The sequence below is a fragment of the Kitasatospora azatica KCTC 9699 genome (assembly GCF_000744785.1).
In the GTDB taxonomy this organism is placed as follows: domain Bacteria; phylum Actinomycetota; class Actinomycetes; order Streptomycetales; family Streptomycetaceae; genus Kitasatospora; species Kitasatospora azatica.
Map to the genome: position 1 here is coordinate 21,973 of NZ_JQMO01000001.1, position 25,608 is coordinate 47,580.

General features: G+C 70.9%; 30 protein-coding genes. 19 read left to right on the plus strand and 11 right to left on the minus strand.

Translation table 11 applies throughout. From position 1 onward, the window contains the following. Positions 1-61 precede the first annotated feature (61 nt). Genes BR98_RS00095 through BR98_RS00105 form a run of 3 tightly spaced genes read right to left on the minus strand, consistent with a single transcriptional unit; the run spans position 62 to position 3,708 of the window. The gene (locus BR98_RS00095; protein WP_051969110.1) at positions 62-2,176 is read right to left on the minus strand and encodes an MMPL family transporter; all 2,115 of its coding nucleotides are present in this window, start codon (positions 2,174-2,176) and stop codon (positions 62-64) included. A 49-nt stretch (positions 2,177-2,225) separates the two neighbouring features. Beyond that, positions 2,226-3,449: a beta-ketoacyl-[acyl-carrier-protein] synthase family protein gene (locus BR98_RS00100; RefSeq protein WP_035838584.1), complete on the minus strand. Its 1,224-nt coding sequence runs from the start codon at positions 3,447-3,449 to the stop codon at positions 2,226-2,228. Next, positions 3,439-3,708 carry an acyl carrier protein gene (locus BR98_RS00105; protein WP_035838587.1) on the minus strand — a complete coding sequence of 90 codons (270 nt, stop codon included), beginning with the start codon at positions 3,706-3,708 and terminating at the stop codon, positions 3,439-3,441. The genes BR98_RS00100 and BR98_RS00105 overlap by 11 nt, the downstream gene beginning before the upstream one ends. 538 nt (positions 3,709-4,246) lie before the next feature. Here BR98_RS00105 and BR98_RS39985 point away from each other — a divergent pair. Beyond that, on the plus strand, positions 4,247-4,606 hold the full coding sequence (locus tag BR98_RS39985) for a hypothetical protein (RefSeq protein ID WP_198042075.1): 360 nt from the start codon (positions 4,247-4,249) through the stop codon (positions 4,604-4,606). On the opposite strand, the gene BR98_RS42215 is transcribed toward BR98_RS39985, so the two are convergent. Both BR98_RS42215 and BR98_RS42220 read right to left on the minus strand, forming a co-directional pair. Continuing rightward, a complete protein-coding gene (locus tag BR98_RS42215; RefSeq protein WP_157537157.1) occupies positions 4,571-4,795 on the minus strand; it encodes a DUF6879 family protein in 225 nt (74 codons plus the stop codon). The two genes, BR98_RS39985 and BR98_RS42215, sit on opposite strands and share 36 nt — an antisense overlap. Further along, positions 4,749-5,186, minus strand: a complete 438-nt coding sequence (locus tag BR98_RS42220; RefSeq protein WP_324606647.1) for a hypothetical protein — start codon at positions 5,184-5,186, stop codon at positions 4,749-4,751. Before BR98_RS42220 ends, BR98_RS42215 begins: the two co-directional genes overlap by 47 nt. Positions 5,187-5,390: 204 nt before the next feature. On the opposite strand from BR98_RS42220, the gene BR98_RS00115 reads away from it, so the two are divergent. Then, positions 5,391-6,359, plus strand: coding sequence for an ATP-dependent DNA ligase (locus tag BR98_RS00115; RefSeq protein WP_157537159.1), 969 nt, complete (start codon positions 5,391-5,393; stop codon positions 6,357-6,359). A gap of 26 nt (positions 6,360-6,385) precedes the next feature. Here BR98_RS00115 and BR98_RS00120 read toward each other — a convergent pair whose 3' ends face one another. Together BR98_RS00120 and BR98_RS00125 are read right to left on the minus strand one after the other, a co-directional pair. Next, complete coding sequence (locus BR98_RS00120) at positions 6,386-6,817, minus strand: hypothetical protein (RefSeq protein ID WP_035838594.1); 432 nt, start codon at positions 6,815-6,817, stop codon at positions 6,386-6,388. Positions 6,818-6,931: 114 nt separating this feature from the next. Continuing rightward, positions 6,932-7,195, minus strand: coding sequence for a hypothetical protein (locus tag BR98_RS00125; RefSeq protein ID WP_035838597.1), 264 nt, complete (start codon positions 7,193-7,195; stop codon positions 6,932-6,934). Between the two features lie 258 nt (positions 7,196-7,453). On the opposite strand from BR98_RS00125, the gene BR98_RS00130 reads away from it, so the two are divergent. The 7 genes from BR98_RS00130 (at position 7,454) to BR98_RS38740 (ending at position 12,153) form a co-directional block, all read left to right on the plus strand. After that, a complete protein-coding gene (locus BR98_RS00130; RefSeq protein WP_035838600.1) occupies positions 7,454-8,542 on the plus strand; it encodes a YncE family protein in 1,089 nt (362 codons plus the stop codon). A gap of 272 nt (positions 8,543-8,814) precedes the next feature. Continuing rightward, complete coding sequence (locus tag BR98_RS39990) at positions 8,815-9,345, plus strand: hypothetical protein (protein ID WP_198042076.1); 531 nt, start codon at positions 8,815-8,817, stop codon at positions 9,343-9,345. Beyond that, the gene (locus tag BR98_RS39995; RefSeq protein WP_051969112.1) at positions 9,330-9,512 is read left to right on the plus strand and encodes a hypothetical protein; all 183 of its coding nucleotides are present in this window, start codon (positions 9,330-9,332) and stop codon (positions 9,510-9,512) included. Before BR98_RS39990 ends, BR98_RS39995 begins: the two co-directional genes overlap by 16 nt. Before the next feature lie 402 nt (positions 9,513-9,914). Next, complete coding sequence (locus BR98_RS00140) at positions 9,915-10,631, plus strand: ParA family protein (RefSeq protein WP_035838603.1); 717 nt, start codon at positions 9,915-9,917, stop codon at positions 10,629-10,631. Between the two features lie 8 nt (positions 10,632-10,639). Continuing rightward, positions 10,640-11,668, plus strand: a complete 1,029-nt coding sequence (locus BR98_RS00145) for a ParB/RepB/Spo0J family partition protein (protein ID WP_051969113.1) — start codon at positions 10,640-10,642, stop codon at positions 11,666-11,668. Between the two features lie 118 nt (positions 11,669-11,786). Beyond that, positions 11,787-11,984 (plus strand): hypothetical protein, encoded by a 198-nt coding sequence (locus BR98_RS00150; RefSeq protein WP_035838607.1) that lies wholly within the window; start codon positions 11,787-11,789, stop codon positions 11,982-11,984. A 31-nt stretch (positions 11,985-12,015) separates the two neighbouring features. Beyond that, entirely contained in the window at positions 12,016-12,153 is a 138-nt protein-coding gene (locus BR98_RS38740) for a hypothetical protein (RefSeq protein ID WP_157537162.1), read from the plus strand. Positions 12,154-12,258: 105 nt separating this feature from the next. On the opposite strand, the gene BR98_RS00155 is transcribed toward BR98_RS38740, so the two are convergent. After that, complete coding sequence (locus BR98_RS00155; RefSeq protein WP_035838609.1) at positions 12,259-12,702, minus strand: HAD family hydrolase; 444 nt, start codon at positions 12,700-12,702, stop codon at positions 12,259-12,261. A gap of 76 nt (positions 12,703-12,778) precedes the next feature. Here BR98_RS00155 and BR98_RS00160 point away from each other — a divergent pair, with 76 nt between their 5' ends. The 7 genes from BR98_RS00160 (at position 12,779) to BR98_RS35800 (ending at position 19,380) form a co-directional block, all read left to right on the plus strand. Continuing rightward, entirely contained in the window at positions 12,779-13,090 is a 312-nt protein-coding gene (locus tag BR98_RS00160) for a Tn3 family transposase (RefSeq protein WP_035838612.1), read from the plus strand. Positions 13,091-13,222: 132 nt separating this feature from the next. Continuing rightward, a complete protein-coding gene (locus tag BR98_RS35795) occupies positions 13,223-13,675 on the plus strand; it encodes a hypothetical protein (protein WP_051969114.1) in 453 nt (150 codons plus the stop codon). Between the two features lie 62 nt (positions 13,676-13,737). Then, positions 13,738-14,616 (plus strand): hypothetical protein, encoded by an 879-nt coding sequence (locus BR98_RS00170; protein WP_157537164.1) that lies wholly within the window; start codon positions 13,738-13,740, stop codon positions 14,614-14,616. A 353-nt stretch (positions 14,617-14,969) separates the two neighbouring features. Then, entirely contained in the window at positions 14,970-15,575 is a 606-nt protein-coding gene (locus BR98_RS00175; RefSeq protein ID WP_035838617.1) for a recombinase family protein, read from the plus strand. A 41-nt stretch (positions 15,576-15,616) separates the two neighbouring features. Then, on the plus strand, positions 15,617-16,276 hold the full coding sequence (locus tag BR98_RS42420) for a GIY-YIG nuclease family protein (RefSeq protein WP_198042077.1): 660 nt from the start codon (positions 15,617-15,619) through the stop codon (positions 16,274-16,276). 888 nt (positions 16,277-17,164) lie between these two features. Further along, positions 17,165-18,541, plus strand: coding sequence for a hypothetical protein (locus BR98_RS00185; RefSeq protein WP_035838622.1), 1,377 nt, complete (start codon positions 17,165-17,167; stop codon positions 18,539-18,541). Next, the gene (locus BR98_RS35800; RefSeq protein ID WP_051969115.1) at positions 18,538-19,380 is read left to right on the plus strand and encodes a DciA family protein; all 843 of its coding nucleotides are present in this window, start codon (positions 18,538-18,540) and stop codon (positions 19,378-19,380) included. The genes BR98_RS00185 and BR98_RS35800 overlap by 4 nt, the downstream gene beginning before the upstream one ends. Before the next feature lie 305 nt (positions 19,381-19,685). Here the strand turns inward: BR98_RS35800 and BR98_RS00195 are convergent, their stop codons facing one another. After that, entirely contained in the window at positions 19,686-20,540 is an 855-nt protein-coding gene (locus BR98_RS00195) for a class I SAM-dependent methyltransferase (RefSeq protein ID WP_035838625.1), read from the minus strand. 296 nt (positions 20,541-20,836) lie between these two features. Here BR98_RS00195 and BR98_RS00200 point away from each other — a divergent pair, with 296 nt between their 5' ends. After that, on the plus strand, positions 20,837-21,133 hold the full coding sequence (locus BR98_RS00200) for a hypothetical protein (RefSeq protein WP_035838628.1): 297 nt from the start codon (positions 20,837-20,839) through the stop codon (positions 21,131-21,133). Positions 21,134-21,316: 183 nt separating this feature from the next. After that, positions 21,317-21,487, plus strand: a complete 171-nt coding sequence (locus BR98_RS38745; protein ID WP_157537166.1) for a hypothetical protein — start codon at positions 21,317-21,319, stop codon at positions 21,485-21,487. Between the two features lie 72 nt (positions 21,488-21,559). Here BR98_RS38745 and BR98_RS00210 read toward each other — a convergent pair whose 3' ends face one another. After that, the gene (locus tag BR98_RS00210; RefSeq protein WP_035838631.1) at positions 21,560-22,534 is read right to left on the minus strand and encodes a LuxR C-terminal-related transcriptional regulator; all 975 of its coding nucleotides are present in this window, start codon (positions 22,532-22,534) and stop codon (positions 21,560-21,562) included. A 252-nt stretch (positions 22,535-22,786) separates the two neighbouring features. Between BR98_RS00210 and BR98_RS00215 the strand changes: the two genes are divergently transcribed. Further along, the gene (locus BR98_RS00215) at positions 22,787-23,854 is read left to right on the plus strand and encodes an AraC-like ligand-binding domain-containing protein (protein WP_063774685.1); all 1,068 of its coding nucleotides are present in this window, start codon (positions 22,787-22,789) and stop codon (positions 23,852-23,854) included. On the opposite strand, the gene BR98_RS35805 is transcribed toward BR98_RS00215, so the two are convergent. Continuing rightward, the gene (locus BR98_RS35805; RefSeq protein ID WP_051969116.1) at positions 23,826-25,586 is read right to left on the minus strand and encodes a hypothetical protein; all 1,761 of its coding nucleotides are present in this window, start codon (positions 25,584-25,586) and stop codon (positions 23,826-23,828) included. The genes BR98_RS00215 and BR98_RS35805 overlap by 29 nt on opposite strands. Positions 25,587-25,608 lie beyond the last annotated feature (22 nt).

Below are 25,608 nucleotides of genomic sequence, written 5' to 3' on the forward strand. Positions count from 1 at the left end.
ACCTGTGGGCCGACGGCCCCCGACTGCCGGGTGCGGTCATGTGTCGTCTGACGCATCGACATCAGCTTCCGCCCTTCTTCACAGGTGCACTGATCAACACCGGAGACCTGACAGGGGCCGGAGCCCACCAATTCGCCGGACCAAGGGCCGCCATGACGGCGGGCACCAGAACTCCCCGTACCAGGACGGCGTCCACGAGCGCGCCGAGCGCGACGCCGGTGCCGATGAATTTGAGTAGGGCGACGTGGGAGGTGGACATGGCCGCGGTCGAAATCGCCACGGCCGCCGCAGCGGACGTCATCAGTCGGCCGGTGCGGGCGACGCCCTCGATGATCGAGGTGCGGTTGTCTCGGCAGCGGTCGTATTCCTCCCGGATACGGCCGAGCAGGAAGACCTCGTAGTCCACCGACAGGGCGAGCGCGATGAACAGGACGAACAGCAGGGTCGAGGCGTCCAGCGTTCCCGTCGCCATGAAGTGGCCGAGTACTGCGCTGCCGTGGCCGTCCTGGAAGAGAACGACGAGCGCGCCGAGGCTCGCCCCGAGGCTGGCGGCGGCCACGAGCAAAGCTTTCAGGGGGGCAACCAGGGTGCGGGTGAAGGCGCTGAGGAGGGCCAGGAGCCCCGCGGCCAGCAGAAACAGGCACCACGGGAGGGCGCCGAGGACGGCGTTCGTCGTGTCGCCGACCTCCGCGGTTCGCCCGCCCACCGCCACGCTTCCCGGGGCGGGGGTTTGCCGTACCTCGCGTACCACGATGTCCGCCTCCGGCGTGCCGGGGGCGGCGGACATGGCCGCCAGCAGCACGACGGCCTCACCGGACGGAGCCACACGCATCACGCGGACACCAGTGATGCCCGGGACACGGGCGAGTCGGTCGCCGTAAGCCGGTGCACCGTCCGTTGCCCGCGGTCCGGTGAGGACCACGGTGAGGAGCCGCTCCGGTGGCGCGGTGAACTCGGCGCGTACACGCTCGGCCGCGGCGGCAGCCGGAGCCGACGAAGGCAGCGTGCGTTCGTCCACAACGCCGAGCTGTGCGTGGGTGAAGGGCAGGGCCAGCAGAGCCAGCAGAAGAACCGCCAGGCCGCCCGCCAGGAGGGGCCGTGCGGTGACCGTGGACGCCATGCGATGCCAGAAGCGACTTACGTCCCCGGTATGGGCACGCCGCCATTGCGCCAGCGGGTCCCACGCCTGGGCCCGGGGGCCGAGCAGCCGCAGACAGGCGGGCAGCACGGTCAGGGCGGCCAGCGCCGCCAGCACGGTGACGATCATGCCGGCCAGGGACAGTGCGCGCAGCATCGGCACCGGCACCAGCAAAGCGCTGGCGAGGCATACGGTGACGGCGGCGGCGGAGAATGCGACCGAACGACCGCTGGAGCGGCGGGCGGCCGCCAGCGCCGTGTGCAGGTCTGCGCCCCGCGAGGTCTCCTCCCGTACGCGGGCCAGCAGGAAGAGGCTGTAGTCGACAGCCAGGCCGAAACCGATCGCCGAGGCGGCGTTCACCGCGACCCGTGAAACGTCGGTCACCTGCGCCAGCAGGCCCAGAAGCGGGATGGTGCAGCCGATGGCCAGCGCAGCCACGACCACGGGCAGCAGCGCGGACACCACGGACCCGTAGACGAAGACCAGGACGACGAAGAGTACCGGCGCGGCCAGCAGTTCGGCCCGGCTCAGATCGCGCTCGATGGTCTCGTCGATCTCCCGGTTGGCCCACACTTCGCCGCTGGGCTCCACCTGCATCCCCGGGACGGCCGAGCGGGCCGCCGCCACCACATCGGGCGCCACCTGTTTACGTTCCTTGTCCGTCCCCTTCAGCCGTACGGCGACCAGCTGGGTCCGTCCGTCCTTGGAGCGCAGCCACGTGTCACCGGTGGTCTGTGCCGACCACACGGTCTTGACGTCGCGCTGCCCAGCCAGCTTCTCCACCACCGCTGTGGTGCCGTCCTGGACGCGGGCCTCGCGTTCATCGCCGTTGCGCTGTGAAACGGCCAGAAGCAGATCGGGCGAGGGCACGCCAAGCCGCTCTGCCTGCCGTCTGGCGCGCGTCGCCTCCGTGTCCGTCGCAACCGCGCCGCCCGTGCTCAGCGCCGAAAAGGCAACCGGGGCCAGCACCCCCGCGCACACCGCCGCCAGCAGGGCACTCACCACCACCCGCCAGGCCCGGCGCCGCACCGCATCCATCCGTGTGCCTCCGTCTTGCATCCGATCCGGACGCTTCGTCTGGCTCCCACTAGGAAGCCGTGAACAGCAGAACGGCGTTCTGGCCACCGAAGCCGAAGGAGCAACTGATCCCCGCGTTGCCGCGCGTGGGGCGGGGACGTCCGGCGACGATGTCCAGCTTGTGGTCCCCGTCCTGGCCATCGAAGTTCGCCACCGGCGGGACGGCCGCATGGCGCAGCGCGAGAACCGTGTACGCCGCCTGGATCGCCCCGGCCGCCCCAAGCGCGTGCCCGATCACGCCCTTGGACGCGGTGACCGGCGGCCCATCGTCACCGAAGACGCGGACGAGGGCTCGTGCCTCGGCCGCGTCGTTCAGCGGGGTGGAGGTACCGTGCGCGTTGACGTGGCCGACGTTCCCCGGCTCGCACCCGGCGTCCGCGAGAGCGGTGTGGATAGCGCGGACCGCGCCGTCGCCCTGCGGGTGCGGGGCGATGGGATGGTGCGCATCGGCGCCGGCACCGTAACCCCGCAGCAGCGCCAGGACGGGAGCCCGGCGGGCCCGAGCCGCGCAGGCGCGTTCGAGGACGAGGATGCCGGCACCCTCGCCCAGGACGAAGCCGTCACGTTGCGCGTCGAACGGCCGGCTGGCCAGGTCCGGTTCAGCCCTGCGCCGGGACAGCGCCCGCATGCGCGTGAAGCACGTGGCCGTCATGCGCGAACGAGCCGACTCGCTCCCGCCCGCCAGCACGATGTCACAGGTACCCGACCGCAGCAGGTCCCGGGCCACTCCGATCGCCGTGGCGCCCGACGCGCAGGCGCTGGCGGTGGTGAAGTTGGGGCCGCGCGCGCCGAGGTCGATGGCGACCTCACCCGCGGCCATGCTCGGAACGCTGCGCGGGAGCGCGAGTGGCGAGACCCGCTCCGGCCGCCCGGCGCCGAGGTGACCGAACTCAGTGACGTACGCACTCAAACTGTTCGATCCCACGCCCAGCACGACACCGACCCGCTCCGCTTCCCAGGTACGACGATCGAGGCCTGCATCCGCGACAGCCCGCCGGGCGGCGACGAGGGCGAACTGGATAAAGCGGTCCACGCGCCGCCCCGACGCCCGGCCGAGCTCCGTCTCGGCGTCGAAGTCTGTCACCCGGCAGGAGAAGTCGACTGGCAGTCCCACCAGGTCGGGATCCGTCGCGGCCAGCGAGCGCCCCCGGCACAAAGCCGCCCAGTTCGCCTCCACCGTATGCCCGGCCGGAGTCACCAGCCCCAGCCCAGTGACCGCGATCTCAGCGCGCATGCTCGAACGCCCGAGCCACCTCGCCCAGGGTCGAAGACGGGCGCAGGTCCAGGGCGTCCTCGGGCAGGACGATCCCGTACTCCTCCTCCGCCGCCACCACCAGTTCCATCATCGACAGCGAGTCCAGGCCGAGACTCTCGAACGTCGTCCTGCCGGAGAGCTCACCGGCTTCCGCCTGCACATTAAGGTGGCCGGTCAGCAGAGCTACCAACTCCTCGGGAAGGGCCGACTCCGCCGCGTCTTCCGCCGTCTGCCTCATGCCTGGGTCTCCTGTTTCCTCGCTGCGAGAGGCCCTGCGGCGCTGCCCGCGTTCATCCGTCTGAAGGCCACGCGCGTGGGAAGCTTGCGTCTCAAGCCACTCCACGTGCTGACCGAGTCAGTCCTGCGCCTGTCGCCCGGCCGCCCCCAGCCCGTTCTCCGACATCACGCCAAGCTCACACAACAACGGCCCTTACGTACTCGCGATGGACATCACGTTTGAAGATGCCGACCGCCGCGACCCGCGCCGCCCGCGCCTCAACCCCGGGATCCCGGCCCCGGGTATCCGAGCCAGTCACGCGCAGCCGCAAGATGCCACTCCAGGAGCCGCTCGACCGACGACTTCTCCCGCAGTACGACTTCCGCCATATTGCCGACCATGCCCGCGCCTCCCCCTGTCCTGCCCGCTGCCTGTTTATCTGTGCGTCACCGTGTAAACACCAGCAAGGGGTGTAGGGAACGGTCTGTCACTCGTTGGTGTTTATACGAAGCCGTCGTCTTTCCGATCTTGAGGGGTGTGCGTCGAACGGGAGCCCCGATTGGGTGATCGTGAGTCGCTTGGCCGCCAGGCCGCCTTCCTCAAGGCCTGCTCCAACCTGCGCGACTGGTACGTCCTGGTCCAAGAAGGTGCCCCCGAGGCCGTTGAGTTGGGGCAGGCGCTCCTGGACTCACCGTTCATCGACGTCGTGCACGCGATGACCCGCCTCAAACCGAGCCTCGCCCCGACCGTCGTCGGCCAGCGACCGTCCCGGCACTCGACAAATGGCGCTCCATGTACGGGTTCTGACAGCCTGCGCGGCCCGAGCGGTCATTTGGCCGTGCGCATCCGCGTCCGGGACGAAGACCGCAGAACTACTGGCCGGCTATTGGCTCAGCAGGTCCTGCCTTGCTGCGGGTGAGGCGTGCTTCTGCCCATGCTGCCTGCCCAGTCCCGTTCCGCCCGTTGAATCCTGCCGACCGACGGGAAGGCCGGCGCGCCAGTCGGCGAACACCGGGTCGTCCATGTAGGAGTCGCGCATCTCCAGATGGCACGCCGAGCGTTCAGCACTCCTCAGCAGAGCGCCAAAGTCCGGCACGTTCTGCGTCATCACGAGCCTTCCTCAAAGCGGGGATCATCCGGACCGGGACACGGACGACGCCCTCGTGGTCCGGAACGCCGACGGGGTGACCCGGCACCCAGTCGGTCTCGCCGACCGTGCGGGGCATCTCCTGGTCGGGCAGCCAGCCCTGGATGACGATCTCCGCCTTCTCGTCCTCCAGCCACACCGTCGGCGAGCCGCCGTTGGGTGTGTCCGGGTCGATGCCCTTGAACCGTAGTGCCACAGTGCCCGCCCGCTCCAAGCCGGTTGCGCAGTTTTGCACGACGCTCCTCCCCAGGTGACGGGTCGTCAAGGGCGCGTGGGAGCACATGATCAGTCCGGGAGTCGAGTGCACCGGAATCTTTGGGGCGTAAAGACGCGACCAGATGTCCGCCAGCATGCCCGGTCGGGTCGCGGCAATAGGTTGCAACGATGACCGAATCCCTGCCGCCCGGCAGCGTTGTGCTCGACGAGGGCAGGCGGAGGCGCGGATCGTGGTACGTCTACCCAAGCCCGCAGGGCCATCACCTGAAGCACAAGGACGGCGACCTCCGGGCGTCGCCGAGTCGTGGCGGGAGCCGCTGGTCGGTCGCACGCTGGAGGTGTGACTCCCCCCTCCCCCGCAGCCCACCGGGTACGGCTTCCGCACATCGAGCCGATGCTCGCCACGACCGGTCCGATGGCGGGCGAGGGCTGGGTCGGCGAGGTCAAGTGGGACGGCGTCCGCAGCCTTGCCTACCTGGAGGGCGAGGGCGCGGTCCGACTCGTCGGACGCTCCGGCACCGACTACACCGCCCGGTTCCCCGAGGTCGCCGCGGCGCTCGCCCACGTGCCCGGGCCGCTGCTGCTCGACGGCGAGATCGTCATCCCGGGCCCGGACGGCGGCCCGTCCTTCGCACTGCTGCAGCGCCGCGTCCACCGCGCCCGCCCCGAAGCGATCCAGGCCGGCGCCACCGCCACCCCCGCCCTGTACGTGGCATTCGACGTGCTGGCGCGCGGCGACCGCACGCTCCTCGATGAGCCCTACTCGGTCCGGCGCGAGGACCTGGCCCAGCTCGGACTCGGCGCTCCGCACATCGCGGCGCCGGGGGCCTGGCCGAGCGTGGAGGAGGCCCTCGCCTGGACGAAGGCGCACTTCCTGGAAGGCGTCATCGCCAAGAAGAGCACGTCGGCCTACCAGCCGGGCGCGCGTTCGAACGACTGGCGAAAGCTCAAGCACCTGCAGATCTCCCGAGTCACCCTCGGCGGCTGGCTGCCCGGCGGCCAGGCCGGCGCCACCGTGCGCTCGCTGCTGATCGGCATCCCTGTCGACGCCGGGCTGCTGTACGTCGGTTCGGTCGGCTCGGGGCTGTCCACGGCCGAGCGGCGCGCGCTGGCCACCGCCCTGCGTCGGATCGAGGTGCCGCGCTCGCCGTTCACCACCGACGCGCTCGGCCTACCGCGCGGCACCGAGGTGCGGTTCGCCCGACCCGTCCTGCAGGCCGACGTCGCCTACCTCGAGGTCACGGCGGCAGGCCACCTCCGACAACCCACCTGGCGCGGCCTGGTGGACCCGGGCCGCACCGACGGCTGACCGGGAAGCCGACCCGGCCCGCTTGCTCAGGCCGCCGCCCGCTCCACGCCACCCTGCCCGGGCACGACCCCGCCGGCCGGCGTGTCCTGGGCAACGCCGTCAACCAGGACCACCACCCGCTCCGCGCCACCGGGAGCCCGGTGGACCTCGACGCGCGGCACCTGCCCGCGCAGTTGCGCCTCCACGGGCCACAGCCGGCCCTCGGCCCGCGCCTGGACGAGCAGTGGGTGGGCCTTCACCGCCGCGGCTGCCCTCGCGTAGGCCTCGCGCAGGCCGTACCAGCGGTTCAGCAGGTCATCCGGCCACATGCACCGCTCGACGACCTTCTCGGGGTCCGGGTAGGCGGCGCGGCGTTCGACCTCGACGGTGCGCACGTACCAGTCCAGGTCGCGCCGGGCCAGCACGCGGGCTTCCTCCAGCGCCACCAGGTCCTCTGGGAAGTCGCTCTTCTCGCCCACGTCAGCCCTCCGCTTCCTTCATGTCCTTCCTGATCGTCACCCGGGCACGCGGGCGCTGTGCCGGCGGCTCCCCGTGCCGTCCTCCGCCCGGCCGCCGCCCGCCCACCGAACAGCTCACCAGTCATCGACCTCGCCGAACCCACCGCCCGGGTCCCGGCCCGCGGTGCCCGCCTCCAGGGCCAGGGTCTCCTCCCGGACCAGCTCGGTGACCCAGTCGGCCACGTTCACCGGGAACTGGACGGTGCGCTGCTCGACGTCGTGCGGGGTACCGATGGTGACCCAGACCGCGCCCGCCGCGCCGGGTCCGCCGGCCCGGTCGGCGAACTCCCGCAGGGCGTCCGCGAGGTCGTCGGCGGCACCAGCGCTGTCGGTACTCACCAGCCGGCCGGGCCGGATCCATCGGCCGGCGAAAGGGTTCGTGCTGAATCGCTCTCACGGCGCCCCGACGGCTGCGGGGTCGACGACGGGCCGCCCCGTCGGTTGTCTCGGCCTCACCGTCGCGACCCGTTGCCGGTTTCCCGTGCCGAACTCTCGGGAAACCGGCCCCGCGCTGACGCGGACCTGCCGTAGCCTCACGTCCACCAGTACTGGCCACTCCCTGGGGGGAACGTGAACTCGCTCACGGCAAAGGCTCGTTTGTTACTCTCGCTGGCGCTCGCCGGGGCGCTGCTGGCCACCAGCGCCGCAACCGCGAACGCCGCCCCGGGCACCGCTTGCGCCGTCGATCCCGTTCCGGGCGGCGAGGCCACCATCACGCTGCCGGCCAGCCCCTGGGGCCACCCGCTCGTCAGCGCGGACGGCACCACCGCCTACCTCGGGGTCGGACAGGGCGACTCCGGCAACAGCCTGGAAGTGATCGACACCCAGGCCGGACAGATCACCGCCGGGGTGCAGGTCGGCAGCGACATGTGGAGCGGCCCGAAGGCGTTCAGCGCCGACGGCAAGCTGATCTACCTGGTCACCGCAGGCACCCTGAACGTCTTCGACACCACCACGAACACCGTCCGTGCCCGCATCCCGTACCCGGACCAGCCCCGCCCCGCCGGCTACCGGCCGGGCGGGACCGTGGGCCTGGCCATCAGCCCGGACGGCTCGACGCTCTACCTGGACCAGGACCAGCCCTTCGCCGACTTCCAGCCGCCCGTCGGCCAGGGCCGCATCCTCACCTTCTCCGTCGCGCAGAACGCCTTCACCGACATCACGCCCCTGCCGGCCGGGGTGGTGCAGTCGATCCTGCTCCGGCCGAACGGCAAGGACGCGTACATCACGACCCCGCAGGGCGTGCTCCACCTCGACGTCTCGGGCGCCCACCCCGCGGTGGTGCGCACCGTCACGTCGGCGGGCTTCAACGGCACCGTGAGCCTGAGCCCGGACGGCACCCGGCTGTACGCGCTGGCCGCCGGCAACCACGAGCTCGTGCTCGACCTCACCACCGACACCCAGCTCGCGGACATCGACCTGAAGACCCCGTTCGCCGTCGAAGACACGGCCATGGACCCGGACGGCACCCGCCTGTACGTCTCGGTGGACACCCAGAACCCCGGACCGACGATCTACGCCTACGACACGGCGACCAACACGCCCGTCCCCGACGAGACCGTCTCCCCCTCCGACCTGGAGCACGCGCTGGGGGTGACAGTGGGCCCGGACGGCCAAACGCTCTACGTCGCCGGCTACAACTCCTCCGACAACGCGGGCTCCTACCTGCAGATCATCAACATCTGACCGCCCGACGCAACGTGTGGCGGGCCCGGGCTGCGGGCCCGCCACACACGTTCCGCCGCCTGCCGCAGCCCGCCTGGAGCAATCAAAGGCTGCATGTCCCCTTCGACCGGGGATCCGCAGAGGACCGGCTCTGGCCCGTAGTCGATGCCAGTGGTGAGTGGCGGTGACTATGGGAGAGGGATGCGGTGGCAGAGGAAGCCGACGCCCGCCGCGCGCCGGCTCCGCCACCACACCCGGGACTCTCACCGCCCACTCGCCACCCTCGACATCACGTGATCAAAACCGGACAGATCGCTCGAACGACGCCGCCCCTGGGTGATGGCCGTCATCGCCATGACCGTCCTGCTCTGGCGCCGGACCACCGCCAACGCACCCGCGGACAAAGGCCGCCCGGACCGACCTTCGCGCCGCCGTCCCCCAGCAGCCGCACCGGGTACCGCCTCGACCTGGACACCGTCGAGGCACGCCCATCCGTCCTCGGCGGAGCCCTGATCGACGTCACCATCACCGACCCCGGTGACGACCGCCCCACCATGGCCGCTCGCGCAGTCTGGGAGATCTGGTCCGACGGTGTTCCCACGCGGCCCAACCAGTGGGCACAGTTCGACGCCGAGGGCCGGTCCGAGTGGCTGGACCTCACCCGCGTCGGCCCGTACGGGCTGCAGGGCCTCTCCGGCGGGACGTACCACCTGGACGGACAGCACGTCACCGACAGGAGCGGCTTGCTCCTGGCGCTCGGCGAAGCCTGCTCGGCCATGGCGCCAACTACGGCAGAGACCTGGACTCGGTGCAGGACTACCTAGGCGGCGGGCCCTCCGTCGTCCCCCCGTTCACCCTCGTCTGGCACCACGCTGCCATCGCCCGCCACGCCCTCGCCGGACACGTCCTGGCCCACCTCGGTGGCCTGTCCTACTTCGAGGAGACCGTGAACCTCCTGCGCGAGTACGGCGTCACCGTCGTGCTCCAGTGAGGGAGGCGACGGACAAGCGGAACCATGTCGTCGATGTCGACCTGGCTGGACGCGGTGAGGGTCTTGCCGTCGTTCGTAGCCGCCGATTCGCCCCGGACCAGCGCACGTCACCCGGGCGAGAGCGAGCCCCAACTGTAGGTGGACGCCCCGGAGGCGCCCCGTACTGCCCGCCTCGGGCCTATCGCACGGGCGGTTCGTACCGCCGCTGCTCGTCAACACCAGTTGACACGGGGACTGCTGTCTCAGGCGGGTCCGCGCGACCCTCTGCTCGTGCACGCTTTACTGGCGTGAGCGTGCCGGACGCCACGCCGTCACGGCACTCGGTTCACGGGGTGGCCAAGGTTTCTGACATCCTGTGGCCGTCCGAAGTACCAGAACCTTTGGGAAGCAAACGGAGCTTTCATGGCACACGTGCATGTTCTGCTGAACCAGAAAGGCGGCGTCGGCAAGTCGACGCTGACCGTCAACCTCGCTGCGGTGACCGCCGAGGTGATAGGGCGTAAGGCAGGGGAGAAACCACCGGTCCTCGCGGTGTCCGTCGACCCGCAGGGATCGACGGCGTGGTGGTCGAACCGGGTCGGCGACGAGCTCCCGTTCCTGTTCACCCAGGCTCACAACGACCTCGGCTCGCTGCGCAAGCTGCGAGGCATCCAGTCGGTCAAGCACATCTTCGTCGACACTCCCGGCTGGCTGGACCTGTCCGACGACGACACCACCGCCGACCCGCTGGGTGACGGCAAGGCCGCTGACATCCTGCGGGCTGTGCTCGACAACGCCGACAGCGTGATCCTGCCGATCGAGCCGGAGGCGCTCAGCTTCAAGCCGACCGTACGGACGGTGAAGCAGATCATCGAGCCGCGAGGCCTGCCGTACACCGTCGTCATCAACAACTGGGACCCGCGCGACGGCGAGGTCGATCTGAAGCAGACCCAGGAGTTCGTGGAGAAGAACGGGTTCCCGCTCGCCAAGACGGTGGTGCGGCACTACAAGATCCATGCCCGTGCCGCCGCGGAGGGACTGGTTGTCACGCAGTACAAGCCGAACCGGGCCGCGTTCGAGGCCCGCGAGGACTTCTTCCGCCTGGCGCTCGAGCTGAACCTGAGCGGGGGCAACCGATGAGCCGCCGAGTGAACCTCGCCGACATGCTCGACGGCGAGCCGCTGGACGAACCCACCCAGGCCACGCCGCGCCCTCCAGTCATCAGTGTGTCCCTGATCGCGCCCAACCCGGACAACCCGCGTGGCGCCGTCGATCTGGACGACGACGATTTCCACGAGCTCGTCCTCAGCGTGCAGGAGGTGGGCATCATCAGCCCCCTCACCGTGTGCACGACCGAAGCCTTCCTTCGGCACAACCCCGCCCACGCCGCCGCCCTCCGCGCCAGCACCTACGTCGTCGTCGCCGGGCACCGCCGCCTGGCGGCCGCACAGGAGGCGTGGCTGAAGGAAGTGCCGGCCTATGTGAACGATTCCGCCGCGGAAGACCCGCTGGTGTGGGCTGTGGCGGAGAACCTCCTGCGAGTGGGGCTGAATCCCATTCAGGAGGCCCAGGCGCTGCGGGTGCTCACCGATCCGCCCCCCGCCGGACGGGGTATGGCTCAGACCAAGGCCGCTCGTGGAATCGGCAAGACCCAGGGCTTCGTCTCGCAGCGCATCGCCCTTCTGAACCTCGACCCGGCTCTTCAGGCGAAGATCGCCTCCGGCGAGCTCGGGCTCAAGGCCGCACGGTCCTACGTCTCACTCCCCCGTGAGCAGCAGATGGCCGCCTATGAGGCGCAGGCCTCCGGCTATTACCCGGTAATGGATTCAGCGCGGGCACAGCCCTCCGAGAAGGTCGTGGCAGCCGAACCTGTGGCCGCCGCTTCGGTGCAGCCTGACCCCGAGACCTATTACCCGGTAATGGAGAGCGAGCCTTCGCCGGTACCAGATGCCCCCGCGCCGGCGCCCACGCAGGCCGCGGCTCAGCGCGCAGCGGGCGCGACCAAGGTCGCTGACGCCGCGGGTGTACCGGAGCCCCGGACAGCTCAGGGCACCAATGCGGTACGGGATGTCGACTGGCACGACGTCCCGGCGTTCGCCGACGCCATCCGCCGCGTCCTGACCCAGGATCAGATAGGAGAACTCGCCGAAGCGCTCATCAACAACCTCGGCGGCTGACCTATTACCGGGTAATACCGGTCCCTGAGGCTCCAGGCTGAGCAGCAGCCCAGACACCTCCCGAGCACCCTACGAAGAGAGCCCCGTACACCTAGGTGTACGGGGCTCTCTTCGTAGGGTGCTCGGCTCAGCGGCGGCGCAGCAGACGCCGACCGGCGTGACGGGCTTCGGTGAGGAAGCAGCCGCCGCCAAGACGCGGGGCGGGCGGTGGCCGATCACGGCCTCGGTGCTGCCCGTGTACCAGCAGACGCTGGGTACATGGGCCTTCGTCGTAGGAAGCCTGGCGGTGCGGCAGGTGCAGCACGCCCAACGCTGAGCGGGCGTACAAGCCGCTTGCCCCGGCCGCCGTGAAAGCTGCCGCCGACATCGACTCGGCCGCTCTCAGCGGGTATCTGGACAGCCTCGAAGCGGAGATCGGCCGCGTGCAGACCCGCATCACTGAGGCACGCAAGCTGATCCCGGTCGACGCCGAGGTGGTCGAGTAGCCAGCCTCGGGTCGAGGTAAGAAATTCTGACCTCGCCCGAAAACACAGAAGGGCCCGGCCCTTCTGGCTTCGAAACCAGAGGGGCCGGGCCCTTCGCTGTGCGGGTCAGGCCGGAACGCGGCCGTCAGCACGGTCCAGACCGATGGCTCGGGTGACGATGGGGAGAGTGCCGGTCCAGTCGCCGTCGAAGTGCACGGCCTTGTCGCAGATGTAGCAGGCCGCGCCGAGCTTGAGGTTGGTGACCAGGATTTCGCCCCGCTCGGTCCAGTAGGCCCGGTCGGGGTCGTCGTTGACCCGGGTCGCCAGGCCACTGTGCCGGGTGACCCATCGGGCGACGGCTTCGTGGAATCGGCGGTGTCGGGCGGTGTAGACGAAGACGGCGCGGTGGGCGGCGAGCAGGCGCAGGGCCTCGATGGCGCCGGGGATCGGCTCGCCGTACACCTGGCCGTCCATCCACCCCCGGTCGACCAGCATGAGGGTCTCGTCGAAGTCCACGCCGACGGCTTGGCTGCTCGGGCTGTCGGGGCTGGGGGCGATGACGCGGCGCACGTGGTCCTCCGTCAGGTCAGCGGGCTACAGGCAGGTGAGCTGGTTCGGGTCCGGCTGCTCGGGGGTGTCGTCTTGGGTGCGCGCCTCCGCGCACGAGGGTGCCATCCGGCATCGCCACCTGGCCGCGCAGACCGAACAGGCCTGGTGCCTGACCCTGCTGACCAACGCCGTGGTGACCTGGACGACCGAGTACTACGGGCTGGCCATCGCGCAGATGCGGGCCGAGGGCCGGGCCGTCGACGACGAACTGCTCGCCCACATCTCCCCGGCCCACAGCGAGAACGTGAACTTCTTCGGCACGATCAACGTCGAGGTCGACACCGAGCTCGCCAAGCTCGACCCGGCCGGCTACCGGCCGCTGCGGCCCCGACGCCGCGAGCGGCCCTAACGCCACGGGCTCGCCTGTGTCCGGTCTCTGTATGCAAGGGCGGTGCAGAGCAGGGGTGTTGCTGCGATCGTGGTGGTGGACACGGACAGTCGGCGGGGTGGGGGCGGTATGGGACGGAACCTCAGGTGGGCGGTGGCGGGGATCGTAACGCTCCTGGCTTTCGCCGTGCCGGTGTGGCTGTGCGGGGCGGTGGTGCTGCCGTCACTGCTGAAGGACCCCGCGATCCGCTGGCCACTGGCCTCCACACTGGGCGCGGCGCTGGCCGCGCTGGCGGCCGTGTGGGGTCAGGGCTTCGCCACCAGCGGCCAGGGGACGACCGGGCAGACGCCGTCCGCCCCCTCGGTGCAGGCCACGCCAGCGCGCGCCGTGGCCATCGGCGGGAACAACCAGGGCGCCATCTCCACCGGCGACGCTCTTGTGCCCGCCCAGCCCACCCCCGCCGGGCCCGCCACCGCACAACCCCCCGCCCCGCCGGCCTCACCGCCGCAGACGGCGTCCGCGTCCGGGGAGCGTTCGATCACCATCGGCGGGGACAACTCCGGCTCGCTCTCCACCGGTGACCAGCCCGGCAGCGCGCACCCGTGAGGTGGCCGTTTCGCCGCGGCAGCGAACAGCCGCCTTTACCCACCGCCGGACCTGGTACGCGGGTGGAGGCGGGGGGCGAGCGGGCCGCTGTGATCGGCGGGGACAACTACGCCCCCGTGCTGACCGGGGACAACTCCCGGGCGGTGTCCCTGCCGCCCGAGGCGCTGCGGCCGCCCGCCGAGGTGGCGGCCCCGGCCGGGCTGGACACCCTGGCGGTGCGCCCGGGCCTGTTCGTCGGCCGCACCCGCGAGCTGGAGCGCCTGGACATCCTGGACGAGACCGAAGCCCTGGACCTGCTCACCCGCATCGCCACCACCACCGGCCCCCGAGACCTGGACGGCGCCGCCGAACTGTGCGCCCGGCTCGGCCACCTGCCCCTGGCCGTCGAACAGGCCGGCGCCTACCTGGCGCAGAGCCCCCTCACCACGCCTCGCGCCTACCTCGACCTGCTCGACCAGTACCCGGCGGCGATGTACCGCGCCGGCGCCGTCGCCACCATGCCCGAGCGCACCATCGCCCAGATCTGGCGCATCACCCTGGACCGCATCCCCGACCGCGAGCCCCTGGCGGCGGACGTGCTGCGACTCCTGGCCTGGTACGCGCCCGACCAGATCCCCGCCACCCTCCTGGACGGCCTGGCCGACCCGCCCGCGCTGCAGGCCGCGCTCGGCCTCCTGACGGCCTACAGCGTGACCGCCGCTGACCCCGCCACCGCAACCCTGGCCGTCCACCGGCTCGTCCAGGCCCTCGCCCGCACCCCCGACCCCCACGACCCCTATCGCGCCCCCCAACTCATCGACCAGGCCCGCGACCAGGCCACCACCCACCTGCACACCGCTGTACCAGACAACCTGGGACGACCCCGAAACCTGGCCCGCCTGGCGCGCACTGCTGCCCCACATCGACGCTCTCACCGACCACGCACCCCCCGACACCGATAGCGCCACCACCGCGGACCTGCTCAACCACACCGGGCTCTTTCTCAACGACCAGGGCCAACTCGCCCGCGCGACCAGCCGCTGTACGAGCAGACCCTGACCGATACCGAGCGGGTGCTGGGCGCCGACCACCCGCTGACTGGCAAAGTCCGCAACAACCTTGCCTCCGCCCTCGCCGACCCGGAGGGCGAGTCCGGACGGTTCTGATCACCAGTCTCACAAGCATGGATCTGACACCGAGGCGTGACCGTCATCCGGCGATCACGTCGCCGCAGGTCTGCCTGTGTCAAAACCTGGTGTCACAACGGTGTGTCAGAAGCCCCGCCACAGCTCTAGATTCTGGGACAGTGGTGTGCATGGATCTTGCGTACTGCCGTGTCAGCACCACCGCCCAGGACCTCACCCGGCAGATCGACGCCATGCGCGCCGCTGGCATCGACGAGGACCACATCTACGTCGACAAGCGCACCGGCGCGAACATGGATCGCGACGGTCTGACCGCCCTGCTCGGCTTTGCCCGGCCCGGTGACCGGATCAACGTGCTCACCCTGGACCGTCTGGGCCGCAACATGCGCGAGACCCTCAACCTCGTCCATGACCTCACCGAGCACGACATTTTCCTGCGCACCCTCGGCGACAAGCTCGCCGTGGACACCAGCGACCCCGGCCCTGGCACCGATATGGCCATCGCCCTACTGGCGATGTTCGCGCAGATGGAACGGATCTACATGCTGGAGCGCGCCGCCGGTGCCCGCGCCGCCAAGGAAGCCCGCGGCCTGCCCACCGGACGCCCCGCCAAGCTGAACGCCACCACGCGCGCCGGAGCCGCCCAGCGGATCAAGGGCGGCGCGATCCCCGAACAGGTCGCCGCCGACCTCGGGGTGAGCCGCTCCACGCTGTACCGAGAGCTGCGCAAGCACCGCGAGGGCGCCACCGCTGATCACGTCGGGCGGGAAGGCTGACCAGCGGGCCAAGCCGCATTCCTGCTGGTCAGCGATATCCGTTGTTTTCGCGGCCATCGCTACCGGGACCCCATCTGCAGCGCCGGCTCGCGGCGCTGCAGTGCGGTTCCCCCTCCAGGCTCAAGCTCCTGGCGACATTCGCTGGCGGTCGAGAGCTGGAGGCGGCGCTCCATCGACTGCTTGCGCCCCGCCGTCTGGAGGGGGAATGGTTCGACCTCTCTGACGATGACCCCGTTGAGCTGGTATCCGGTCTCGTAAGACAGATCAACACCGGGACGCTGCCGCAGCAGGCGGTCGCGCTCGTTTCCCGCCCGTTCAAACTCGCGATCTGCGGGTGTGGGCATCGGGCTCAGAACCACGGCTACCGCAGCATCACAGTCGGCGGCAGCTTGATGACCTGCGGCACCGATGTCGCCTACTCCGCCGACAACGCGGATTGGCCCTGCCGGTGTGTCGGCTACGACGGCCCCGGAGGCGAAACAGCGGTACCCCAGCGGACGACGACCGATCTACCGCCCTCTCGCTACTCCGTCGCAGAGCGCCTCGCCGACGGCAGCTGGGGACCAGACCGCCCCTCTACCAAGACCCTGCGGGGCCCTGATGAGTTCGGTAGCGGCGGTTCTGCCGCTCAGTCAGCCTGTCCCGGTGTCAGTTCGACACGGAGGGTGGGGACGTGCGTGCGCGGTGCTGTGGGGGAGTAGTCTGGTGGCGCACTTGATCGGCACAAAAAAATTCGCCGCCCGGACCGGCAAGTCCGAGCGGCGTCGAATTTGGGAGCCGCGCCCCCGGCAAGGGGCCAGCTCCCGCGGTCCAGAAAAGGTGGACATGATGCAGCGTACCCGTACGCGCTCCGAAGCACACAAGCGGCACCCCGCCGTGGACGCGATCCGTTGTCGGTCGCTCCGGCGGGGTGCCGTCGTCGTGTGCGCGGCCGTACCTCTCCCCGCGAGGGGGTTGCTGAGGTGACGTAGCCGACCGCGGGCGGCTCCTGACCGGTTCCACCCGGCCTACACCGCCCTGGCCGCTCCCTGGTCTTGGTGTTCCACCACCAGACCTCCGCGGCCTCACTTCACTGCTCTTCGAGTTCCACCTCGTCGAGCGAAGGCCCGATCTCCGGCGCCAACCGGTTGATCAGGCAATTTCCAGGTTCTCCCCAGAACCAAAAAGCACCGAGGGCGCCTTTTGCGTGCCCACCTGTCTCCAGGAGGCTTTGTCATTTTGCAGCAGCCCTGCCGGGGCTGCCAGACCTGCCGTGCTCGTGGTGTCGCCTCCGACTCCGCACTGCCGGCCGTTCTTGGCACTCCTGCCGCCTGTTCCGTACGTCCGGATTCCGTGTGCTGCCTGGCCAGTCACGCCCTCGCCAACCGCGGTTGCCGCCCTGTCGCGTCGACGCGCCGTCAGCATGGCGTGACGCAAATCACTCGTTCGGGTGCGGCTGCAGTTGCATGCCAGCGCACGTTCTCGGACGCGGTGATGCGTATGCGGTCCGCTCCGAGGGCGCACCGCGCGCTGGTCCGGCGGTCCGTCTTCGTCTTCTCGGCTGGCTCCTCGCTCCGCAGTGCTTCTGACCGCCGGTACCGGAGCGGGCGATGAACGCGGCCGAGGCGCTGCTGGAGCGGCACGGGGGACACCCGGCTTCGGCTGTCCTGGTCGTTCCCGGCCAGCGGGTGGGGATGGCCGGCGGCGACGTCGTGGTGAAGAGGGCTGGGTGGGTGCCGCTGGAGCACCAGATGGTGTCGGGGACGGCCGGGCGGATCGCGCTGGACGGGTACTCGTGGATGCAGGCGGTCCACTGGGTACACGGTGCCGGCCTCTACGCGCCGACGCACGGCCCGAAGTTCGGCGAGACGACGCTCAAGCTCGCCGAGGTCCTCTCCCAGCTGACACCGTGTCGCCCGAGCATCGCGCACCTGATGCGTGTGCTGAAGGCAAGCAAGCGGACCGTGCAGTACCACCGGGACATCCTCCAGGCGACCGGCCTGCTGGCCTGGCGCTCGGTCGGTACCCGGCTGCCGATGACGCCCGGTCAGCAGCGGGTCACCTGCCTAGCGTCCGAGTACGAGCGCCTCATCCCGGCCAGCTACGACCAGGCGCTGGGCATCCGCACTGCGGGCGAGGGCATCGGGCGGCGGATGACCGGCATCTCGGAGGAGGGCCGGGGCCTGATCGCGGAGCTCGGGAAGCTCGCGGTGAAGAAGCTGCGGCGCACCCGTCGTCACACGGGCACCGGACGGACCGTCAGCACCTCGCGTTGCACCCCAATGGAGGGTGGTACCACTGACTGCGTGAGCTCCTCCCTCGTGGGTGGTGGAAAAACTACGGGCGGGGCCCGTGTCGAGAAGTCAGCCACCAGGAAGAAGCGGGCCTCGCGGCCGACTAGGCAGCGGCGGCGCACGGTGCTCGGGCAGGTCGTCACGGCGGCGATGATGGTGGCCGGCGACCAGCTGGCCCGGGTCGCGTACCGGCGGGTTCCGTGGGTGCGGCAGGCTTCGCACGACCAGCTGCGGTGGGTCCTCAACGACCTCGCCGAGCGAGGCTGGAGCCAGGACCAGGTCATGGCCTGGCTGGGCGAGATCGCAGGTCAGTACGGGTGCGCCGGGGTGCTGTGGCGCCCGGAGCGGCCGCACTCGCTGATCGCGCACGCCCTGCGCGGGGACGTCGAGCAGGAGCAGCACGACCAGGCGGTGGCCGAGCGGGCCGCCGTCCGGGTCGAGGACACCTCCGTGGTCGCCGTCCAGGAACTGGCCGGCGAGCTGGAGTTCATGGCCGACCTGTTCGGCACGGGCGTCACCACCGCGCCCGCGACCAGGCAGGACCTGCTCGAAGCTGCTTACCTGCCCGCGGCCGCGCACGCCCAGATGGAAGCCGCCGGCGACCAAGCCTTCGAGCGCTTCGGCGCCGACCTGGTCGCCCGGTACGCCCACCTTGCCGCCAGCCCCAACGTCCAGCTCGGAGTGACCCGATGACCGACGGCTCCCGATTCGCCCAGGAGCCCGGCGGCGCCGACCTGGCCCGCACCGCGCTGCGCACCGCCCGCCGCACCGCTCGCCTCAACGGCAACGTGCCGTTGAGGAAGACCGCGCCGACCCGCCAGCAGATTGCCCGCGCCGGCCGGGACGCCCGCGAGCCTTCCACCCTGGCCGCCGTCGTGCCCGCCATGGCCGCAGCCCAGGGCTGGGCCCTCGGCACCGCCCAGGGCAGCATGCGCAACAACTGGGCCCAACTCGTCGGCGCCGAGGAAGCGCTCCACTGGTTCCCGGCCGGCTTCACCGCCGACACCCGAACCCTGCGCATCACCTGCGACTCCCCGGCCTGGGCCACCAAGCTGCGCCTGGAGCAGCGCCAGCTCCTCGCCAAGCTCAACGGCGCCCGACCCGACACCGTCCGCGCCATCGAGATCCGCGTCGGCGCCGCCACCGCCAGCCCGACGCCCGACACCGAACCGGATACTCGACCCGGCCGCCCGCGCGAGGACCAGGCCCCCGCCCCGGCGACGCGCCCGCTCGCCGACAGCGCCGCCTACCAGCAGCTGCGCCGGCAGATGCACGAGCAGGCCCGGATCAGGGAGGCCATGCTTGAGGAGGCCGCCGAGAAGGAGGAGATCATCCGCCGCAACTCCACCCTGCGCGAGCCCGAGGGAGCCCACCGGTCGGCGGTGGAGGACGAGCTGGCCGCCGCCGAGGTGGCCCACGCCCGCCGCAACCGCGACAGCCACCGCGCCGCCCTGGCCGTTGCCCGCGGCTACGCCGTCCCGCTGCGCGCCGCCCGCTCTCAGCAGTCGGCCGTTCTGACCGGTGCCGCATGACCCAGACCGTCCCACCACCCGCCCGCCGACCGCTACCGTCGAATCTGCGGCCCGCTACCGAGGCGGCCGCCACCACCGAGGAGGACCAGGTGACCACCCAGCCCGACCACTAGGACGCGGCCGTTCCCCGGCCGGCCACCCTGCACGAGCCGGCCTCCCGACATGACCGCGACCACAGAGCGGTCTCCGCAAGACCGTGATCGTCGGACTCACCCTGACGTGCCGGGCGGACGGCGTACCGCATTCACTCGGGCGTGGGCATGTCGCTCTCAAAGCCCCACTGGTGTCCCGCCTGACCGGTCCGCTCAGCGGGCGGTCAGCGAGTAGGCCGGCAGCGGCGTGTTGCCGCGGTCCTTCGCCAGGGACCGAAGCACATCCGCCTGGCTTAGTACCAGGTCCCGTACCGCCTGCGGCAGCTCAGCCATCCGGTCGACGTTGTCGAGCAGTGACGTGCAGGCGTCCACCTCCCAGTCGCCGTCCTGTAGGTCGGTTGTGTCCACGGCCTGCCCCGGGACGGGGGCCCAGCCTGTCGCTGGGAGAACCCGGAGCAGGCTTTCGTGGGAGAACGGCGTGCGCACATTGCCTTCGCCTCGCGACCCGCTCGCCTCGATCTGCCCCTGGATCAGGATGGCCAGCAGGTGGGGCAGTTGGTCGGCCGAGCGGGGTGCGAGGTCCCACTCGGCAAAACACAGGTTCCGTGACCAGCGGCGGACCCGGGCGAGGGTCTCCCACAGCTGATCCAGGGAGGCGAAGTACCAGGAGCAGTGTGCCAGGACTGTGTAGTCGAACCCGCTGTCGGGGAAGGTGACCGCCTCGTCGAGGATGTCCAGGCCGAAGCGGAAGTCGATGCGGGAGCCCAGCGGCGTCGCCCTGAGGTGCTCCGCCGACTGCCCCAGCGTGACCGGAGCGCCGTACGACGGATCCGCGATGTCGACGGCGACCACCCGGCCCTGCGGGCCGACGGCCTCGGCGAGGACCGCCGTCATGTCGCCCTGTCCGCAGCCGACCTCCAGGACCGACGCTCCGGCCGGGATGCCCCAGCTGGAGACAAGTGCGGCCCGGTAGCGGGTCTGGGCCAGCTGAATGTCGGCGCTCACGTCGGCGGCGGCCATGGCGGCCGCGATCGAGGGCGCCTTCGCCATCAGATCGGTCTTGTTCACAGAATCCTTCGTCGTGCGCTTCGGGAGCCGCACGTGCCGAGACCACTGTTGCGCAGGTCGAGGTCGGCGCGGCTCGTTGATCCCCAAGGACTACCAGACATGGCTGAGCATCCAGCCGTGGCTACCGTTCGAAATGGTGGAGCCGGACCAGAGCAACTGAGATTTCTGCCAATTTGGCGTCTCAGCCGATCTGGTCGCACCAGGTCACAGCTCCGCCCAAAGACCAGATCATCCGACACGGGACAACTGGAGCCAGATCAACTTGCTCCTCAGCGGAGCCAGTTCAAGCTGCTGCGGTGGCCCCGGTCTGGGACGACGACACGGTGGAACCGGTCCTGGGTGTGTCCGTGCCGGTCGACGACGAGACACTGGTGCGCCGCCGGTTCGTGCACCGGGTGGGGTTCGACAGCGTCGGCACCACCCGGCACGTGCGGATCGGCACCCAGGCCTTCGCGCAGGAGACCGAGTGGTTCGACCTCGGCGAGTGCTCGATGACACCGGACGGGCTGCGCACGCCGGCTGTCGAGCGCATCGTCCGCACCCACCGCACCGGTGCCCCCCAGAGCACCTGGAAGCCGCCGGCACCGGAATAAGGCCGGCGAACGGTGCCGCATCCCGCTCGCCGCCGCCTGGAAGCCGCCATGGAGTCCGGCGCCCGGATCGCCGTCGAGGCCGCGTACCGCGACCTTGAAGCCACAGGCCCCGACTGGGGTCCCGCACCGAGGAGCGGATCGCCCCGGCCGGCATCGTGCTGGCGATCATCTTCTTCCTGTTCTGTGATCGGCCTGCTCTTCCTGCTGATGAAGGAGAAGAAGACCACCGGCCACGTCCAGGTCACGGTCTCCGGCGGCGGGCGGTACCACACCACCTCGATCCCGGTCAGCTCGCCGGAGCAGGTAATCGACCTGATGAACCGGGTGAACTACGCCCGCAGTCTCTGCATCTGACTTTTCGTCGGACCGCCTCCGGGTAGCCCGCCCCTTCCCCGTCCCGGACCAGGAGCGGGCCGCCGGAACCGCTCAGAGCCAGCCCTTCTGCGCGGCCCTGATGCCGGCCTCGAAGCGGCTGGCGGAGCCGAGGCGCTCCATGATCGAGGACATGTACCGGCTGACGGTCCGTGAGGAGATGCCGAGCCGCTGGCCCGCCGCGTCGTCGGTCAGACCGGTGCCGAGCAGCCGCAGCAGCTCGCGCTCGGTGCCGGTCAGACCGGTCTCCGGGTCCTCGGGACGGGTGGCGCCGAGCGGCACAGCGGCGCTCCACGCCTGCTCGAACAGGTCGAGTAGCGCGGTGACGATGCCGCGTTCGGTGACGTGGAGGGCGCCTTGGCGGGTGTCGGCGGGGTCGATCGGGACCAGCGCCTGGGTACGGTCGACGATGACCAGCCGCTGCGGGGTGACCGGGGCGGTGCGGACTTCGCTGCCGAGGCTGATCAGCCAGTGCGCGTAGACGGTGGTGTGCGGGTCGTTGCGGGTCACGTCCTGGTACAGGGACTTGATGACGACGCCCCGGGCGATCGCCGCCGCGTTGGCGGGGCGTCCTGCGGCCAGGTCCTCGGGGCGCTGGGCCGCGCCGGGGTGGACACCGAGGACCTCGCTGCGGGCGGCGTGGCCCATCTGTTCGAGCCGCCCCTGGATGGCGTCCATGCCGAGCAGGCGCTCGCCGTGGGTCGAGCGCTGCTGGGCGCGGTCGGCGACCATCCGGCTGACGGCCGCGCGGGACGCGGCGAGCTGAGCCTGCCGGGCGGCGAGCTCGGCCTCCTGGCGGGTGAGCATGTCCGCGAGGCCGATGTCCGGGCTGACCGCGCGCAGTTGTCCGCGGTGCTCACTGGACGCCCGGACGAGCATCAGCTCGGCCAGCTCGTCCAGGCAGTCGTGCACCTGGACCGGGGTCAGGCCGCAGGCGGCGGCGAGTTGGTCGACGCCGAGGCTGGGGTGGTCGAGCATGGACTGGTAGACGGCTGCCGCGGTGGCGGTCAGCCCGAGTGTTTCCAGCACGAAATCCGTCCCCCGCATCGACGACGGCGGGCACCCCCCAGGCCACCCGCGCCAACTCCACGCCGGAGCCTACGGTCACGCCGACCGCGGCCGTGTGCACGCCGTGCGGCGTTCCTTGACGGTGCGTGCGAAGGCCCCCGCCCGGGCCGGAGCACACTGCTAGCACGATCTCGAGCCGTCCGGCAGACTGCACGTCATCCCGGACGCTGCACCGTCCGGGGCGGCGGGGCGGGAACGACGGGGGGTCCGACGATGTGGCACAGCGCGAGTGCGGCCGAACTGCCTGCGTCGGACAGGTTCGACTGGTTCGTGGAGACGGTGTCCAACACCCTGATGCCCTCGGCGTTCAACCCGCAGGACGCGGGCGGCTTCTACGCGGAGGGTGCCCTGCTGGACCTCGGGCCGGCCCAGATGTCGAGGTTCTCCTACTCCCCGCTGCGTTCCCGGCGGACCCCGGCGCTGATCCGCCGCGGGGATCCGGAGCAGTACCAGCTGGGGCTGGTGACCAGGGGCTCCGCCTGGTACGCGCAGGCCGGCCGCGAGGCGCGGCTGGGCGCCGGGGACATGGTGCTGTGGGACACCTCGCGCCCGTACGAGTCCGGGTCGGGGCTCGACGGCAGCGAGGTCGAGGCCCTCGTGCTGCAGATACCCAAGGCGCGGCTGCCGCTGCCCTCCCAGCAGGTCGACCGGCTGCTCGCCCGCCGCCTGGACAGCAGGACGGGCCTGGGGGCGGTCCTGGCCCAGTTCCTGGTCTCGGTCTCCGGCAACGGTCCGGACTGCCGGCCCCAGGACCTGCCGGGGCTCGGGAACATGGCGGTGGAGCTGACCGCGTCCTGCGTGCTGCAGCAACTCGGCGCCGGCACGAGGACGCCCGCGCAGGCCCGGTCCCAGGCGCTGCTGGGCCGGATCGACGCCTTCGTCGAGCAGAACCTGGCGGACCCCGACCTGACTCCCCGTCTGATCGCCGACCGCCACCACATCTCGCTCCGGCACCTGTACGCGCTGTTCGAGGAGCGGCCCGAGGGCGTCGCCGCCACGATCCGCCGGCGCCGGCTCGAACGCTGCCGCACGGACCTGGCCCGCCCGGACCTGCGCGGCCAGGCCATTCACGCCATCGCGGCACGCTGGGGCTTCCCCAGCGCGTCGGTCTTCAGCCGGATCTTCCGCGCCGCCTACGACACCACGCCGAAGGACTACCGCCAGGACGCCCTGACCCGGGCGCAGCTGTATGGACACGACGCCCACCGCCGCCCTGTCCAGGGGGACCGGGCGGCGGTGGGCGTCGCAGCGCCTACTGCACGGTCGGGAGCTTGGCGGTGAGGGCGGTCGGGACGGCCACGACGTCGGCCGGGTTGTAGCTGCCGGCGGCCGCGGCCTTCTTGCTGCCGCCGTTGACGACCTGCCAGACGGTGCTGGAGTCGGACGACCGGAGCAGCGTGCCGTCGCTGGGGGCGGCCTTGGCGGCGGCGCCGGCCTCCCAGGTGCCGGGGACGGCCTGGAGGGGCTGCTTGTCGTAGCCCAGCGCGGTGAAGTCGGCGCCGCTGAGCGGGACCGCCAGGCCGCCGGCCATCACGTAGACGCTCGGGTCGTTGCCGGAGACGTTCTTGACCACGGTGCCGTTGCGCAGCGGGCGGGCGACCTGGGCGGCCTCCCAGGTCTCGGGGACGCCCACGACCGGCTTGTTGGCGTAGGAGCTGGTGAACTCGGCGTTGGTCAGGGGCAGCGCGGAGTTGTTGACCATGACGTAGACGGCGGGGTCGGTGCCGGCCTGGCCCTTGACGAGGGCTCCGTTCGCGACGGCGGCGTTCGCGGCCCCCGCCAGCCACTGGCCCGGGACGCCCATCAGGGCCTGGGTGTTGTAGCCGTCGGCCGTCCACTCCGCGCCGGAGATGTGCGCGGCGGCACCGCCGATCATGACGTAGCGGCTGCTGTCGGTCCCGGACTGGTCCATCACCACGGTCCCGGTCGGCGGGGTCTTGGTGGCGGCGCCGGCCAGCCACTGGCCCGGGACGCCCATCAGGGGCTGGTTGTTGTAGCCGTCGGCCGTCCACTCCGCGCCGGAGATGTGCAGGGCGGCGCCGCCGATCATGACGTAGCGGTTGCTGTCGGTGCCCGACTGGTCCATCACCGCGGTGCCGGCCGGGAGTTGGGCGTTGAGGGCGGTGGCCAGCCAGGAGGAGGGCACGCCCATGTCGGAGCGGGTGTTGTAGCCGTCCGCGGTCCACTCCGCGCCGCTGATGGGCAGCGCCTGGCCGCCGACGACCACGTACCGGGCCGAGCCGCCGGCCTGGTCGTGGACCACGGTGCCGGAGGGCAGCGAGCTGGGCAGCGCCCAGAACTTGGCGTCGTCGACGGTGACGACGGCTCCCAGGTTGTAGCCGTCGGGCGCCACGTCCGATCCGGCGACGGCCAGGCCGGCCCCGTTGATGACCAGCTTGACCAGCGAGTTGTTGGGCGACTTCACGAGGGTGCCGGTGGGCAGGCCGGCCGGGTCGGGAAGGGAACTGGTGGACTCGACGATGTTGTTGTAGCGGAAGCCGACGAAGCCGGCCGAGTTCAGGTAGCTGCGGCTGTAGGTCTTGTACGCGGCGTTGGTTCCCCAGGTCGACTCGGTGTAGACGTTGGCGGCGGTGTGGGCGCTGTCCACCCAGCCGGCGAAGAGGACGACGTGGATGTCGTACGCACCGCCGTCGGAGCGGTCGAGCATGTCGCCGGGCTTGAGGTCGTCGTAGCTCCCGAGCTGGCTGGCCACCTGCGGCAGGGTCCAGGTGACCCGGCTGGAGTCGAGGTGCCAGGCCATCGACACGTAGCCGGAGCAGTCCTGGCGGTAGCTGCCGTTGCTGTCGCTGTAGTACGAGGACTGGCTGTACGGGACACCCTCGTCCACCCAGGACTGGGCCCGGGCCAGCACCTCGGACCGGCTGATCTGGCCGCCGACACTGGAACTGCCGACCGCATGGGCGGACCCGCTGACGAGGATGCCGGCCAGCCCCGAGGCGGCGACAGCGGTGGCGAGGGCGAGACGGGTGGCACGGGAGGTCTTGGCGAACATGAGAAACTCCTATTCATCATTA